The 14,906-nt window shown below is 60.3% G+C and carries 12 protein-coding genes and 1 riboswitch; of the genes, 7 read left to right on the forward strand and 5 right to left on the reverse strand.

Annotation, left to right across the window (positions count from 1 at the left end):
- Positions 1–65 precede the first annotated feature (65 nt).
- Entirely contained in the window at positions 66–1,301 is a 1,236-nt protein-coding gene (locus JONANDRAFT_RS05625; RefSeq protein WP_008521586.1) for a serine hydroxymethyltransferase, read from the reverse strand.
- Positions 1,302–1,676: 375 nt separating this feature from the next.
- On the opposite strand from JONANDRAFT_RS05625, the gene JONANDRAFT_RS05630 reads away from it, so the two are divergent.
- The 5 genes from JONANDRAFT_RS05630 (at position 1,677) to JONANDRAFT_RS05650 (ending at position 7,278) form a co-directional block, all read left to right on the forward strand.
- Positions 1,677–2,606 (forward strand): ABC transporter permease, encoded by a 930-nt coding sequence (locus JONANDRAFT_RS05630; RefSeq protein ID WP_008521587.1) that lies wholly within the window; start codon positions 1,677–1,679, stop codon positions 2,604–2,606.
- Positions 2,607–2,616: 10 nt separating this feature from the next.
- On the forward strand, positions 2,617–3,585 hold the full coding sequence (locus JONANDRAFT_RS05635; protein WP_008521588.1) for an ABC transporter permease: 969 nt from the start codon (positions 2,617–2,619) through the stop codon (positions 3,583–3,585).
- Between the two features lie 13 nt (positions 3,586–3,598).
- Positions 3,599–4,630, forward strand: a complete 1,032-nt coding sequence (locus JONANDRAFT_RS05640) for an ABC transporter ATP-binding protein (protein WP_008521589.1) — start codon at positions 3,599–3,601, stop codon at positions 4,628–4,630.
- A complete protein-coding gene (locus tag JONANDRAFT_RS05645; RefSeq protein ID WP_008521590.1) occupies positions 4,630–5,592 on the forward strand; it encodes an ABC transporter ATP-binding protein in 963 nt (320 codons plus the stop codon). The genes JONANDRAFT_RS05640 and JONANDRAFT_RS05645 overlap by 1 nt, the downstream gene beginning before the upstream one ends.
- A gap of 93 nt (positions 5,593–5,685) precedes the next feature.
- Positions 5,686–7,278, forward strand: a complete 1,593-nt coding sequence (locus tag JONANDRAFT_RS05650) for a peptide ABC transporter substrate-binding protein (protein ID WP_008521591.1) — start codon at positions 5,686–5,688, stop codon at positions 7,276–7,278.
- Positions 7,279–7,367: 89 nt separating this feature from the next.
- Here JONANDRAFT_RS05650 and JONANDRAFT_RS05655 read toward each other — a convergent pair whose 3' ends face one another.
- The gene (locus JONANDRAFT_RS05655; protein ID WP_008521592.1) at positions 7,368–8,168 is read right to left on the reverse strand and encodes a creatininase family protein; all 801 of its coding nucleotides are present in this window, start codon (positions 8,166–8,168) and stop codon (positions 7,368–7,370) included.
- A gap of 107 nt (positions 8,169–8,275) precedes the next feature.
- Here JONANDRAFT_RS05655 and JONANDRAFT_RS05660 point away from each other — a divergent pair, with 107 nt between their 5' ends.
- Entirely contained in the window at positions 8,276–9,874 is a 1,599-nt protein-coding gene (locus tag JONANDRAFT_RS05660; protein WP_008521593.1) for a peptide ABC transporter substrate-binding protein, read from the forward strand.
- Between the two features lie 98 nt (positions 9,875–9,972).
- On the opposite strand, the gene JONANDRAFT_RS05665 is transcribed toward JONANDRAFT_RS05660, so the two are convergent.
- Together JONANDRAFT_RS05665 and JONANDRAFT_RS05670 are read right to left on the reverse strand one after the other, a co-directional pair.
- Entirely contained in the window at positions 9,973–11,673 is a 1,701-nt protein-coding gene (locus JONANDRAFT_RS05665; protein WP_008521594.1) for a DUF255 domain-containing protein, read from the reverse strand.
- Positions 11,670–12,302, reverse strand: coding sequence for an HAD family hydrolase (locus tag JONANDRAFT_RS05670; RefSeq protein ID WP_008521595.1), 633 nt, complete (start codon positions 12,300–12,302; stop codon positions 11,670–11,672). The genes JONANDRAFT_RS05665 and JONANDRAFT_RS05670 overlap by 4 nt, the downstream gene beginning before the upstream one ends.
- A 119-nt stretch (positions 12,303–12,421) precedes the next feature.
- A riboswitch (cobalamin riboswitch) is annotated at positions 12,422–12,582 on the forward strand.
- A gap of 130 nt (positions 12,583–12,712) precedes the next feature.
- Between JONANDRAFT_RS05670 and JONANDRAFT_RS05675 the strand changes: the two genes are divergently transcribed.
- Positions 12,713–13,036 carry a hypothetical protein gene (locus tag JONANDRAFT_RS05675; RefSeq protein ID WP_008523126.1) on the forward strand — a complete coding sequence of 108 codons (324 nt, stop codon included), beginning with the start codon at positions 12,713–12,715 and terminating at the stop codon, positions 13,034–13,036.
- Between the two features lie 216 nt (positions 13,037–13,252).
- Here the strand turns inward: JONANDRAFT_RS05675 and JONANDRAFT_RS05680 are convergent, their stop codons facing one another.
- Positions 13,253–14,890 carry a dipeptidase gene (locus JONANDRAFT_RS05680; protein ID WP_008521597.1) on the reverse strand — a complete coding sequence of 546 codons (1,638 nt, stop codon included), beginning with the start codon at positions 14,888–14,890 and terminating at the stop codon, positions 13,253–13,255.
- Positions 14,891–14,906 lie beyond the last annotated feature (16 nt).

Consider the following 14,906-nt stretch of genomic DNA (forward strand, 5'->3'; position numbering starts at 1 on the left):
TAGCCACAAAGAAGGCCCCGGGAAGAATTGTCTTCCCGGGGCCGGATGTCTTTATTTCCTCAGACTTAGTACAGTCCAGGGTACAGCGGCTTAGCATTGCAGAGCTCGTTGATTTCGCCCCGAACCTGCTGATGAACTTTCGCGTCGTCGATGTGGCCCACGACCCGGTCAATCCAGTCGGCGATCTGGTCCATCTCGCTGAAGCCGAAGCCGCGGGTGGTCACGGCGGGGGTTCCGATACGAAGTCCGCTGGTGATCATCGGGCTGAGAGTCTCAAACGGGACGGTGTTCTTGTTGGCGGTGATGCCGGCTTCGTCCAGAGCGAGCTGAGCCTGTTTGCCGGTGACGCCCTTATTGGTCAGGTTGATCAGCATCAGGTGGTTGTCCGTTCCGCCGGAAACGAGGTGGAAGCCTCTTTCCATCAGTTTTTCGGCCAGCCGCGCGGCGTTGGCCACGATCCGCTTCTGGTAGTCGGCAAACTCAGGCTTCAGCGCCTCGCCAAAGGCGACCGCCTTGGCCGCGATGATGTGCATCAGCGGGCCGCCCTGCATGCCAGGGAAGATGGCGCTGTCAATTTTCTTCGCCCACTCTTCCTTGCACATGATCATGCCGCCGCGAGGGCCGCGCAGCGTCTTGTGGGTCGTGGTGGTGACGAAATCGCACCACGGCACAGGATCCTTGTGGAGGTGAGCCGCCACGAGCCCGGCGATGTGGGCGATGTCGAACATCAAAACCGCGCCGACTTTGTCCGCGATGGCCCGGAACTTCTCCGCGTCGATGACGCGCGGGTACGCGGACGCGCCGCAGATGATCATCTTGGGTTTGTGCTGGAGCGCCAGCCGCTCTAATTCGTCAAAGTCAATCTGCTCCGTCTTCTTGTTAACGCCGTAGGGAACGATGTTGTACAGTTTCCCGGAGAAGTTGACCGGTGAACCGTGGGTCAAGTGCCCGCCGTCGGTCAGGTTCATGGCAAGCACGGTGTCGCCGGGCTTGACGGCGGCAAAATAGCACGCCATATTCGCTTGGCTGCCGGCGTGGGGCTGAACGTTGACGTGATCGCAGCCAAACAGTTTCCTGGCCCGCTCGCGAGCCAGCTCTTCGGCCTTGTCGACCACTTCACAGCCGCCGTAGTACCGCTTTCCCGGGTACCCTTCGGCGTATTTGTTCGTCAGCACCGACCCCATGGCGGCCATCACAGCCCGAGAAGTGAAATTCTCCGACGCGATCAGTTCAATCTGATCGTTCTGACGGCGGTACTCCTCGACGATAATATCGGCGATCTCTGGATCAACTGAACGCAACAGCGAGTCTGCACAATTGCTCACGACAACTCCACCTTTCCGAGGACCGATTTTTTGCTTTTTTATTATAGCAAAAGTTGTCCCTTTTGCGGATAAAATGCGTTCTTTTTTGCAAACCCTTTCGCTTGACAGCTTACGAAACAAAAGTCATACTAAACACAGTTCATACGTATTTTTGATTAGCCTGATCCGAAGGCTTGCGCCGCCTTTGGCACAGGGACCCTACAAACGAATGGAGCTGATGAGAGCAGCTGAAAGAACGCTTTTGACGTCCCGAGGTCGGGACTGATGAGGCGTTCTTCTTGTGGGGACGTTTCACCCAGCGTCCGGCTTGGGCCGGCGGAGCGAGGGCTTCGGCTCTTTGGAGGGGGAAGAATGGGAAAATACATCTTTCAACGCATATGGACCAGTCTCGTCACGCTTCTGGTCGTCATCACCCTGACGTTTTTCATGATGCGGGCAATTCCCGGCGGACCGTTCACCGACGAAAAGGGGATTCCGCCTCAGATTCTCGCCAAGATGATGGATCGGTATCGGCTCAACGATCCTCTGATCTCCCAGTACAGCCGTTATCTGTTCGACGTGCTGAAGTGTGACCTCGGTCCTTCGTACCGATACGAAGGCATGACAGTAAACCAGCTGATCGCTGACAGTTTCCCCGTGTCGCTGGCGGTTGGGTCTCTGGCCTTGGCGCTATCGCTGGCCATTGGGATTCCAACCGGCATCTTAAGCGCCCTGCGGCGCGGCAAGTGGCAGGACCGAGTCGCAATGGTCATCGCTACTCTGGGGATTACGATACCAAACTACGTTATCGCGACGATATTCGTTTACGTCTTCGCCTACCGTCTGGGCTGGGTAACTGTCGGCTTCTGGCAGGGGTTTTCCACGTCCATTCTGCCGGCGATCACGCTAGCTGGCTACCCGATGGCGTTTATCTCCCGGCTGACCAGAAGCAGCATGCTTGAAGTCATCCAGCAGGATTACATTCGGACCGCCTACTCAAAGGGACTGAAGGAACGGACTGTGGTCTACATCCACGGGCTCCGCAACGCGGTCATTCCCGTGCTGACCTATTTGGGACCTTTGGCGGCGGGCATTCTCACCGGCAGTTTCGTCGTCGAGCAGATTTACAGTCTTCCGGGACTGGGAACGTTCTTTGTGACCAGCATTCAGAATCGGGACTACACCACCGTTATGGGCGTGACGATTTTCTACAGCGCCCTGCTCATCTTCCTCAACTTGGCCGTGGACGTGTGCTTGGGATTCGTCGATCCGCGGATCAAGCTGGACAACAAAACCCATTGAGGAGGCAGGCATGATGAAGCAGACTTTTCCATCGACACTGTCCCCTCTGTTTCCCCAGTCCATTCCTTGGGATGACCCGGACCTGTACCGGACTGTAGACAAAGAGGAGCGTTCCCAGTCCGAGTTCGTTCGCCCGTCCATCAGCTACTGGAAGGACGCTTGGCAGCGCTTGTACCACGATAAACTGGCTATCGCCGGGCTGATCGTTGTCTTGGCGGTCTCCCTTTTGGCGATCTTCGGCCCCATGTGCTCCGAGTGGACCTACGACGCGCAGGACTTTCTGGCGGCCAACGAGCCGCCGTCGTGGGAGCACCTATTCGGCACCGATATGTTCGGCCGGGATATTTACATCCGCGTCCTGTACGGTGCCCGCATTTCCTTGGCGGTCGGTTTTGTCGCCAGTTTCATTAACCTGACGATCGGCGTCATCTACGGCGGCATCGCCGGGTTCGTCGGCGGCCAAATGGACAACCTGATGATGAGAATCGTGGACATCATTTACAGTATCCCGATGATCATTTACGTTATCCTGCTGATGGTCGTCATCGGTCCGGGGCTAAAGAGCATTTTCATCACGCTGGGCATCGCTTATTGGGCGTCAATGGCCCGTATCGTCCGAAGCGAGATCATGCGCCTCCGCAACGAAGAGTTCGTGCTGGCCGCCCGCGTGGTCGGAGCCTCTCCGCGGCGAATGTTGCTTCGGCACCTGATCCCCAACGCGATGGGGCCGATTCTCGTCACGTTGACGCTGTCGATCCCGTCGGCTATTTTCACCGAGGCGTTCTTGAGCTTCGTCGGCTTGGGCGTCAGCGCGCCGATGGCCAGCTGGGGCGTGATGAGCAACGACGCGTTAGGCACTTTGGCAATTTATCCTTGGCAGCTGTTCTTCCCTGCGGCGGCCATTTCGATCACCATCCTGGGATTCAACTTCCTCGGCGACGGGCTTCGGGACGCTCTCGACCCGCGGCTGCGCAAGTAAGGGGGCGCGGACGATGAGCGAACTTTCTCGGAAAGAGCGTCTTGCACTCGCCGAAGACCTTCTGGTCGTCGACGACCTGCACACATCGTTTTTTACGCCAGTCGGCGAGGTCAAGGCGGTCGGCGGCGTGTCGTTCAACCTCAAGCGCGGCGAAGTCTTAGGCATTGTTGGTGAGTCGGGCAGCGGCAAGAGCGTCACGATGCTGTCGGTGCTCCACCTGTTGGGAACGTCGGGCAAAGTCGTCTCCGGCTCGCTGAAGTTCCAAGGGCAGGAACTGACCGAGCTGACCACGTCGCAGCTGACGGATATTCGGGGCAACAAGATCTCGATGATATTCCAAGACCCGATGACCAGCCTGAACCCGGTTCTGACCGTCGGGTATCAGCTCTGCGAGCCGCTCAAACGGCACAGACACCTGTCAGACGAAGAAGCAACCCGTCAGGCCGTGTCCATGCTGCGGCGGGTCGGCATCGAGCCGGCGGAGCAGCGGATCAAGCAGTACCCTCACGAGTTCTCCGGCGGTCAGCGTCAGCGCATCATGATCGCCATGTCGCTGGTGTGCCATCCTGAGCTTCTCATCGCCGACGAGCCGACGACGGCCCTCGACGTGACGGTTCAGGCTCAGATCTTGGAGCTGATGAAGGACCTGCAAGATCAGTTCGGCACCTCAATCATCTTGATCACCCACGACTTGGGCGTCATTGCCGGCATGGCCGACCGGGTAGTCGTCATGTACGGCGGCCGCATCATGGAAGAGGGATCCCGACAGGATATTTTCTACCGGCCGGCTCACCCGTACACGAAAGGGCTGCTTCAGTCGGTGCCGAACCCGGAGTCGCTGGTAAAAACGCGGCTGATTCCTATCGAAGGCCAACCGCCTGACCTGCTGAACCCGCCGGCCGGCTGCCGGTACGCGCCCCGTTGCCCTCTGGCGAAGGGAATATGCCTGAACTATCCGCCTCGGGAAACTGTGGTCGGCGAGGGACACCGCACTTCCTGCTGGCTGGTTGACGAAGAATTTGCGGCGAAGGGGGGGAACCGCTGATGGCCGTTTCCTATGACGCTGCACCCCTTGTCCGTATCGAGCACCTGAAGAAGTACTTCCACGTGTCCCGCGGCACGGTCAAGTCGGTTGACGACGTTTCGTTCGACATTTGGCCCGGGGAGACGCTTGGGCTTGTCGGCGAGTCGGGCTGCGGCAAGACGACCACCGGCCGGACCATCGTCCGGCTCTACGAGCCCACCGAGGGGAAGATCCTGTTCGAGGGCCAAGACCTGGCTTCCATGAACCAAAGAAGCCTGCTGCCGTGGCGCAAGAAGATCCAGATGATCTTCCAAGACCCGTACGCGTCCCTGAACCCGCGCATGACCGTCGGCGACATCGTGAAGGAGCCGATGATCATTCATGGTTTTCCCAAGGACGAGTGGAGCGACCGGGTCCGCCACCTGCTGAGAACGGTGGGGCTGAACAGCGAGCACGCCAACAGGTACCCTCACGAGTTCTCAGGCGGCCAGCGCCAGAGAATCGGCATTGCCAGAAGTCTGGCAGTCGAGCCTGAGTTCATCATCTGCGATGAGCCGATTTCCGCTCTGGACGTGTCGATTCAGGCACAGATCGTCAACACCCTTGAGGACCTGCAGAAGGAACTGCAGCTCACCTACCTGTTCATCGCCCACGACCTGTCGATGGTCAAGCACATTTCCGACCGAATCGCCGTCATGTACTTGGGCGCCATCGTCGAGCTGGCAGAAAGCAACGAGTTGTACACCAACCCGCTTCACCCCTACACCCGGTCTCTGCTGTCGGCGATTCCAGTGCCGGATCCTGACAAGTCGGACGCCCGCAAGAGGATTATCCTGCAGGGCGAAATTCCCAGTCCTCTGAACCCTCCGTCCGGCTGCAAGTTCCACACCCGCTGCCCGCATGCCACCGAGCGGTGTTCTGTTGAAACCCCGGCGTTCGTCGATCGGGGCGGCGGACACTTCAGCGCGTGCCACAACATGTAGGCTTCACCGGCCGTCCGACCGGCGGCCGTGCGTCCCATAGGTAGAACCTAGGCGCTTCACGAATCGGGAATTCTCAAAAGGAGGAACAGATTCATGTCGAGTCGTAAGCTATTGGCAGCACTTGCAGCGTTGACGCTGTGCGCTTCCGGAGCCTTGGCGGGCGAGAAGATTCTCACCTACAACCTGGGCGTTGAACCCCGCACCATTGACCCGGTCCTCAACAACGCGGTTGACGGATCCACCGTTGACTACAACGTTTTCGAGGGCCTTGTCCGTCCCGACGAGAACGGCGTCATCGCCCCCGGCTGCGCTGAGAAGTGGGACGTGTCCGAAGACGGCCTGACTTGGACGTTCCATCTTCGCGACGGTCTGAAATGGTCCGACGGTTCTCCTCTGACAGCCGCCGACTTCAAGTTCGGGTTCCTGCGCATTCTAATTCCTGAGAACGCCGCCCCGTACGGCTATCTGGCCTACATGATCAAGAACGGCAAGGAGTTCTTCGAAGGCAAGTGCAAGGCTGAGGACGTGGGCATTGAGGCGCCGGACGACAAGACGCTGGTTCTGCATATGGCTGAGAAGTCCCCGCTGGTCCTTCAGTACCTGTCGTTCAACCCCTTCGTGCCGGCCAAGCGCGAGCTGGTTGAGGCCAACCCCCGCGGCTGGACCATCGCGTCCATGCCGATGCTCTCCAACGGCCCGTTCTACGTGGCGGAGTGGAAGCACAACAGCGAAATGCTGCTGAAGAAAAACCCCAACTATTGGGACGCAGCCAACGTGAAGCTTGACGGCGTCCGCCTTCTGATGATCGTCGACAGCAACACCGCTCTGGCCGCTTTCAAGGCGAAGAACGTCGACGTGAACGACCACCTGCCCCCGCTGATGGTGGCTCAGCTCATCAAGAGCGGCGAAGCCAAGGTCCTGCCCACGCTGGGCACGGCGTTCACCGTGTTCAACGTCACCAAGAAGCCCTTCGACGACCCGCGGGTCCGCAAGGCGTTCTCTCTGGCAATTGACCGCAAGGCCATCGTCGAAAAGGTCACCCAGGGCGGCCAGCACCCGGCCAACGGCTTTATCCCCGAAAAGATCCCCGGCGCCGTCGTCGGCGGACCCGACTTCCGTTCTGAGGATTCCAACGTGTACCTGACGCCCAACGCGGACGTTGAGACCGCCAAGAAACTGCTGGCCGAAGCCGGTTATCCGGACGGCAAGGGCTTCCCGTCGGTCAGCTACACCTACAACGGCAACCCGGGCAACAAGGCCATCGCCGAAGTCCTTCAGGCCATGTGGAAGAAGAACCTGGGCGTCGACGTCGAGCTGGTTCAGCAGGAGTGGAAGGTCTTCATCGACACCCGCAACCAGAAGAACTACCAGATCGCCCGTCACGCTTGGATCGCTGACTTCAACGACGCGCAGGGCATGCTCGCTCTGTGGACCAGCGACAACTTCGAGAACTGCACCGGCTGGAAGAACGCCGAGTACGACAAGCTGATCAACGCCGCTGTGACGATGACCGACATGGCCAAGCGCGCTGAGGATATGCACAAAGCCGAAAAGATCCTGATGGACGAAATGCCCGTCATGCCGATCTACTACTACGCCACCCCGTACCTGATGCAGCCCAACGTCAAGGGCGTCTATCAGTCGCCGTTCCTCTGGTTGCTGTTCAGAGACGCGGACATCGAGTAGTTCATCCCCAAGCAGATTCAAGAACGCAACAAAGCCGCCCAATCGGGCGGCTTTGTTATTTTGCGTTTGATTCTGCGTCCGTTAAACGGCTACTTCATAATGCACGATTGGTGCGCTTTTTCCAGCGACACGCGGAGGAACTCGTCCACGAAGTCAATGCAGTAGGCCGTCACGCCCTCAAAAATCTCTTTGCCCCACTGGGGATCGGCCTTCGCGCAGCTGTCATCGCCGCCGCCGAACGTGCCGGTCGCCGTGTAGGCGTCGGCCTTGCGGACGATCCGAACCGTCGCGCCCTTGAACGTCGTCGCCTCGCCGTAGGTGCTCTTGAGGGCGTCAGACAGGTGGACGATTTTTTCAGGGACAAAGTTCTTTTTCTTGTTCACCCAGTCGGGCCGAACTGCCATGCTGACCGCCGCTTCTTGGCCGCCGCCGTGGCCGCCGCCCCATTCGGGCTTCAGTTCCCGGGCAACCTTCCACCAGTCCAACATCGCGCCCAGTCCGCCAAGGTCCCATGCCTTTGCGCAGGCCCGCTCCATCGGCAGGGTGTTGCCGCCGTGTCCGTTCAGGAAGATAAACCGTTTAACGCCGTGCCGTGACAGGTCGCGGACGACGCTTGTCAGAATCGTCGCCAGCGCCTCGTCCCCGATGTCGATCGAGCCGGCGAACGACTCAAAGCTGGGGCAGACGCCGTAGGGAATCGTCGGCAGAAGGACGACTTTGTCTGGAAATTGAGCTTCTACTCTTCTGGCCATTTCGTGAGGGATGATGAAGTCGGTCCCTAATGGGCCTATCGAACCGTGCTGTTCCGTGCTCCCGAGAGGCTGGAGGGCGACAAGGTCGTCCTTCGCCGCTTCCTGAAACTCGTGCCAAGTCATGGCAGGCAAATACATGCGAACCCCTCCTCTATCCCGGGTTATCTCACCCGCTGTGTTCTGTGCTATTATATCATTACTTCATTGTCTCACATCACCACAAATTACATGGAGGGGAGATACTCATGAGAAGAACGAGACTATGGGGAGTTCTGTTTGCGGCGATCCTCTGCGCTCTGCCGTCGGTTGCACTGGCTGAAATGAAGGTGACGTACAACCTAGGCGTCGAGCCGCGCACAGTTGACCCGGCGAGGGCAAACGCCAATGACCAGCAGATCGTCATCTTCAACACCTACGAAGGCCTTGTCCGCCCGGACCAAGGCGGCGAGATGCAGCCCGGCGCAGCCGAGAAGTGGGAAGTTTCCGATGACCAGCTGACTTGGACTTTCCACTTGAGAGAAGGACTCAAGTGGTCCGACGGCAAGCCCCTGTCTGCCGGCGACTTCCGCTACGGATTCATCCGCGCCATGTCCGCTGACACAGCCTGTCCGTACGCCACAACAACGTTCTTCATCAAAAACGCAGAAAAACTCTTCAAGGGCAAATGCTCTCCCGATGAGGTGGGCATCGAGGCGCCTGATGACCGGACCCTTGTGCTTCACCTGGAGTACCCGTCGCCGTTGATTCTCAACTACCTGTCGTTCATCACCTTCATGCCGTCCCGTCAGGACATCGTCGAGAAGGACCCGACCGGCTGGACGAGCGCCATGCCGATCGTCTCGAACGGACCGTTCTACGTCAGCGAGTGGCGCCACAACAGCCAGATGACGCTGAAGAAGAACCCCAACTACTGGGACGCGGCGGACGTGAAGCTGGATGAGCTGCGCTTCCTGATGATCGTCGACACCAACACGGCCCTGACGGCTTTCAAGGCCGGCGACGTGGACCTGCTTTCCACCCTGCCGGCGATGATGACTCCGTCGCTGCTGGCTTCCGGCGAGGCCAAGACCCTGCCGTCGCTGGGAACGTACTTCGTCATCTTCAACACAAAACAGGAGCCGTTCAATAACCCGAAGGTCCGTCGCGCGTTCGCTCTGGCCCTCGACCGCAAGACGTTGGTCGAGAAGGTCACCCAAGGCGGTCAGCGGCCAGCTGTAGCCTTTATTTCCGACGGCATTCCCGGCGCAGACCCAAAGGGCGCCGATTTCCGCGGAGAGGATCCGACCAAGTACCTGCCCGTCTCGGCTGACGCCGACCAGGCCAAGAAGCTCCTCGCCGAGGCAGGGTACCCGGACGGAAAGGGCTTCCCGCATGTCACGTTCATGTACAACACCAACCCGCTCAACAAGAGCTTGGCCGAGGCTTTCCAAGCCATGTGGAAGAAGAACCTGGGCATCGACGTGGAGCTGCAGAACCAAGAGTGGAAAGTCTACTTGGAGACGACCCACTCTCACCACTTCCAGATGGGACGCATGGCGTGGACGCCTGACTTCAACGACCCGACTGACATGATGGAACTCTGGACGACCCAGAACTACGAGAACACCCCGGCATGGAGCAACGCCGAGTACGACAAGGCGATGAGCGCCGCCCGGGGCGAGATGAACCGGGCAAAGCGCTTCAGTCTGCTCCACGAGGCGGAAAAGGTCCTGATGGACGAGCTGCCGATTTCGCCGGTGTACTTCTACTCGATCAACTACATGCTGAAAGACTACGTCAAGGGCGTGTACCTGTCCCCGCTGGCTTGGATCCTGTTCCGGGACGCGTACGTGGTCGAACATTAACCCCCAAAGGTACTTGCACAAAAAGCAGGCAGGCTCTCGTCACGAGAACCCGCCTGCTTTTACGTTTGATGCCGTCCTTTTATCGGACCGAATGCCAGTTACTCCCCTTTCCTGCCCTCGGCACGAGACAGCCCCTCGCCGATCAGAAACGCCCAGTTTCCCGGCGCGGCGCTCGCTTCCCCGCTGTAGCGGCGCAGGACCGCGTCGCCGACATCACCCCACTCGTCCCCACGCCCGCCGTCGGCCATTTTAAAGCAGCCACGGACGAACAGCCCCTGCGGGGACGGGCTGGACGAGTCGCCGACCTGCCAAATGCCCGGGAGCCTGTCGTCGAGCGCGGCGGCAACCATACCGGTCTCGTCGAAAAACAGCTCTTTTGCCTGGACCATCAGCTCAGCGGCCCAATCGCCCCACTCGGCCAGCCCCGCTGACGCTAAATCAAAGGCAGCCAGGGCGCAGGAACAGTAATCAGCGGCCGTTCCGCTTCCAACTGGCAGACCGTCGCAGAGCCCGTGGGACAGCTCACCGTCCCAGACGGCCGACTTGAGGGCGCTCATCAGTTCCCGAGCTGAAACAACGCTCTCGGCGCCGCTGCGGCACAGGGCAGCAGCGAAAAGCGCCGACGGTGACGTCAAAGTCCAACGGCTGACCGGCGGTTCCTCGGCGGGCTTCAGCCTGTTCAGACCGTCGGCGATGGCGCGGGCCAGTTCTTCGGCTGTGAGCCCGTGGCGTTCCGCCACCTCGCCCGGGTCGGTCAGGGTAGGCACGGACCCGCCGGTCCTGCGGCCGGTCACCGGGTCGCTGTACCAGCCTTCCGCTGAGACCGACAGACCATCGCACACCGCTTCCCCTCTGTCGGCCAGAAGACTGCAGACTTGAGCTCTCTCCAGCAGGTACTTGCTCCAGCCGCCGCGGCTGTCAAAGAGCACTCGGCCGGCTCGAGGGAGCGAGCCGCGGATCAGGTTTTGTCCGCCCAGTACGGCGTTTTTCGCGACGCTGGCCCCGAGCGAGCTTTCTTGTTCCACCGCCAGAGTCAACGACGCCTGAAGGTCAAGCGGCGCGCCGAGACGAGGCGTCAGGAACTGGCGATCTAAGCTGTAGGCGTGAAAGCCGCCCCAGAACCGATCGTTGAGCCCGCCGGTCAGCAGGGCCAGCAGCGTCCTGTCGGCCAGCTTCCGAAACGCCGGATCCCGCAGGGCCAAGCGCAGCCGCCAAGGCCACGGGAACTTATGCTCCGTTCCCCAACCGCCGAACTCCTCGTCAGCGTCCTCACTCACGGCTCGGCTGACCAACTCATTCCAGTCGGCTGGCTCGGAAGAAGCCGGCAGCGGCGCTAAGGCCCGCTTCCAGTTCGCCCAGTTTGCCAGCCCGGCCGACTCGACTTCGGCCCGCTTCATCAACCAAAGCCACTTGATTCGGGGCAGGTAGTCGGCCAACTTGGCGCCCTTGCGAGGCGGCAGCCACGAGGTGGCGAAAATCGGCCGCAGTTCGGGCGTCAAAATGAGAATCAGCGGCCACCCGGGCGCGTCAAAGAGCCGGCAGAGGGCTTGACCTGCCAGAGCAAGGGCGGGATAGGCGTTCGCGTCGGCAAAGACGGGAATGAAATCTTTTGCCAGCATACCGGCAACCTCGGAGCCGGCTAGGACGTCGGCTTCGGCCCAGCTCCACGGGCTGGTCTCGTCGTGAACGAGGACGAACAGCGGGACGTTTTTAGCCCGCGCCTCGTCCAGAGCTTGGTCGTCGAAGGCCCGCCACGAGACGGCGCGGCCGAACTCTTCCGGAACTGAGCAGCCGGTCATTCCAGCCCCGCCAACAGATCCGGCAGTTCGACGACGGAAGAAAGCACGTGCCGAGCCCCGGCCTTCTGCAAATCGGCGGCCGAGTGGTTGCCAGTCGTGACGCCGATGGGCATGCACCCGGCGTTCGCCGCCGCGATCATGTCGATGTCTGTGTCGCCCACGTAGGCCGAGCTCTGGGGATCGACGCCCAAAAGCCGAAAGGCCTCCGAGATGATGGCCCCTGACGGCTTGGACGGCAGCGTCCTGATTCCCACGATCACCGAGCAGACGGCACCCACGCCGGAAGCGTTGACGACGTCGTCGGGCGACAGGCGGTTTGTGGCCACCGCCACGCCGATTCCGCGGCTCTTTAGGGTTTTGAGCGTCTCAATGACGCCCGGCAGAGGAACGACGCCTTGGTAGTGCTGGGCGGCAAAGATCTCCCGATACCGTTCGACCCAACCGTCGCCCAAACGCCCCCAGAACCCGGCCATGGCGTCTTTGAGAGAATAGCCGATCGTCGCCTTCACCTCGTCGAGCGACGGCTTTCTCAGCCCCAGTTCGTCCGCCAAGGCGCAGATGGTCGCCCAAATGCCTTGACTGCTGTCCACCAGCGTCAAATCAAAATCAAAGGCCACAGCCTCAATCACGCCAACACACCCTTTCACAATCAAAGAAGCGGCTTCGCTTTTGGAATTATACCCCACATCTCACGTACTTTTTGTCCTCAGCATTGACAAGTTGAGGGAACCAGAGTACCTTAACACAGTAATGTTAAACGTCTTGAGGAGCGGGGAATCCGGTTTGAATCCGGAGCGGAGCCGCCACTGTGAACCTGACGACGGGATAAAAGCCACGGCAGTCACCTGCCCGGAAGGCGTCCCGCCGGTTGAAGGAAGCCAGGATACCCACCACAAGATGAGACACACGACCGCCCGCGGGATTTCGGGAGTCCGGTGACAGGCCGCTGTAAAGCGGTCAGTTATTCGTGTTCCGCGGGAAGAGCTGAGGCTCTTCCCTCTTTTTTTGGGACACGACAAATTCAAAGGGGGTTTCCTAAATGTCGTTGGTGAACGTGTTGGAGACGGTTATGTTGATCTGTTTTGGCTGCGCCTGGCCCCTGTCCATTTACAAGAGCTGGACGTCCCGAACGGTCGGCGGCAAGAGCCTGATGTTCCTCATCGTCATCCTTGTGGGTTACGCGGCTGGCATTTCCAAGTGTCTGATGGATCCGGCCGGGTACAGCGTCGCCGTCTTGACCATGTACGCGGTGAACATCATCATGGTGACCATTGACCTCGTCCTGTTCTTCCGCAACCGCCGGTTCGACCAGAAACGGCTCGCCGTCGCCGAAGAGCTTTTCGACGAAACTGACAACCTTTGAGAACTTCGGAGCGTCCGCGCTCCGGTTCAACCTTTGAATTCTTCCGCTCCGGTTCCCCCCTAAGAAATCGACGCGTTCACGCATTGCGGAAGATTCATGCTCCAGCGCAGGCCGTTCCCTTCAGCAAGGAACGGCCTGCGCTTTTTCTCACGAAAAATCAGCGACCTGCCTTGAATAGGCAGGCCGCTGATTCGTTTTTGTGGATCGTGCGTCCCGTTACTTGCCGGGCCTCCACGTCGAGCCGAACCCGACTTCCCGCAGGTAGTCGATCGGGTAGCCCAAGTTCTCTTGGCTCACGCCTTCGGTGACTTTCATGCCGCTGTGATACTGGCCGACCAGCTGCCAGCAGAGAGCCCACCACCGGCGCGACAGGTCGCTCAGACAGGTCGAGCTGTAGCCGGTAAGGAACGTCCGCGCCGACTCAACGCTCGTCTCCGCAATTTCGGCCGCCAGACGCTCTAGGCCGGGCTGAGCGTCAAAGTACGACTGCTCGAGCTTCTGCCGAGCCTCAGTGATCTCCTTAAACATCGCATCCCACCGCAGGCACGCCCAGTTGCGGGCGAACTCAAACGCCCACCACGCGCTGTTCGGGTCAAACCGGTCTCTTGCGCCCCGGGACCACTCCTCCGGCAGGGATGTGGCGCCGCAGTAAATCGGCGCGTAGACGGTCGTGTCCGTCGCCCCAAGGCCCAGCCACAGGAGGGCCTTCAGCGGCTCGGGCAGCCAAGCCCGGCACTGAGCCACGAAACTGTACGAACAGCGGAAAATCGAAATCGGTCGCTCCCAATCGAGGCCTTTCAGGTCGTCGGGCAGGGCCTTCTGCTCCACCGTCCAACGGCTCGGGTTGCCAAACGGCCCGGCGGCCGGACCTTTGGTTAGGTCGTAGGGCGTCCCTTCCATGTGGTCCCCGTAGAGCTTCATCAGGTCCTGAACCGTCAGCTTAGCATCCGGCTTGACGAAAATAGGATAGGCAACCGCGTCGTTTTGTACCGGCCAGTTGCCCGACGGGCTGAGAATGCTCATCGCTCTCCACTCCCGCCGAGCCGAGTAGGCCTTCGGGCTGTCGGCCGGCCGGGGATCAAATGTCTTCGCAAAGCTGAACGGCTCTCTGCCGTCCCACCAGCCCTTTTCTTTCGCGTAGTCGGTCAGTCCGGAAGACGTCATGACGTTGGAGCTGTCGGAGAAGTCCACCGCGCCGATCCGCGCCCGGTTCGCGCCGACGAAGTACGCGTCGTCGGGCATCCGAACGGCCACCCAGTGAGCGCCGCTTCTGCCGCTTTCCGGCGTCCAGTCTGCGCCAGGCCCGGCGATCTCAAAAATCCAGACTTCCTGTCCGTCGCCGACGATCAGCCCTTCGCCGATGTCCCGGTACCCCCACCGCTCGGCCAGCTCGCCCATGACCTTGACGGCTTCCCGGGCCGTGCTGGCCCGCTGAAGGCCCAGCGCCTGCAGGTTGGCGATGTGCATCATTCCGGCCTTGCAGACCGCGTTCTCCCGGCCCACCCACGTGTGCTCGCCGATGACGACGCCCTTTTCGTTCATGAACGGGTACCCGACGTGAAAATATCCCCACGTCCGCTTGGCCTGAGGAATTTCTCCGAACTTCTCGTACGGCACCCCGGGCCGGGTTTGAATGCACGGGTCTCCCCAAATTTCCGTCGTCTGACCGGCCTCGAACCGACCGCCGGGGACGAACTTAACCCTGTGGTCGTACCACCCGTCAACCGAATGGCTGACGAGAACCGAACCGTCAGCCGTCGCCGCCCTTCCTACTCCGAACGACGTGCACGCCTCAGCCCTCCGGGCAAACAGAAGGGCAAGTCCCGCGACAACCGCCAACGCACAGAAAACCATGGGCCCATCACACCTT

This window comes from Jonquetella anthropi DSM 22815 (assembly GCF_000237805.1).
Taxonomy (GTDB): Bacteria; Synergistota; Synergistia; order Synergistales; family Dethiosulfovibrionaceae; genus Jonquetella; species Jonquetella anthropi.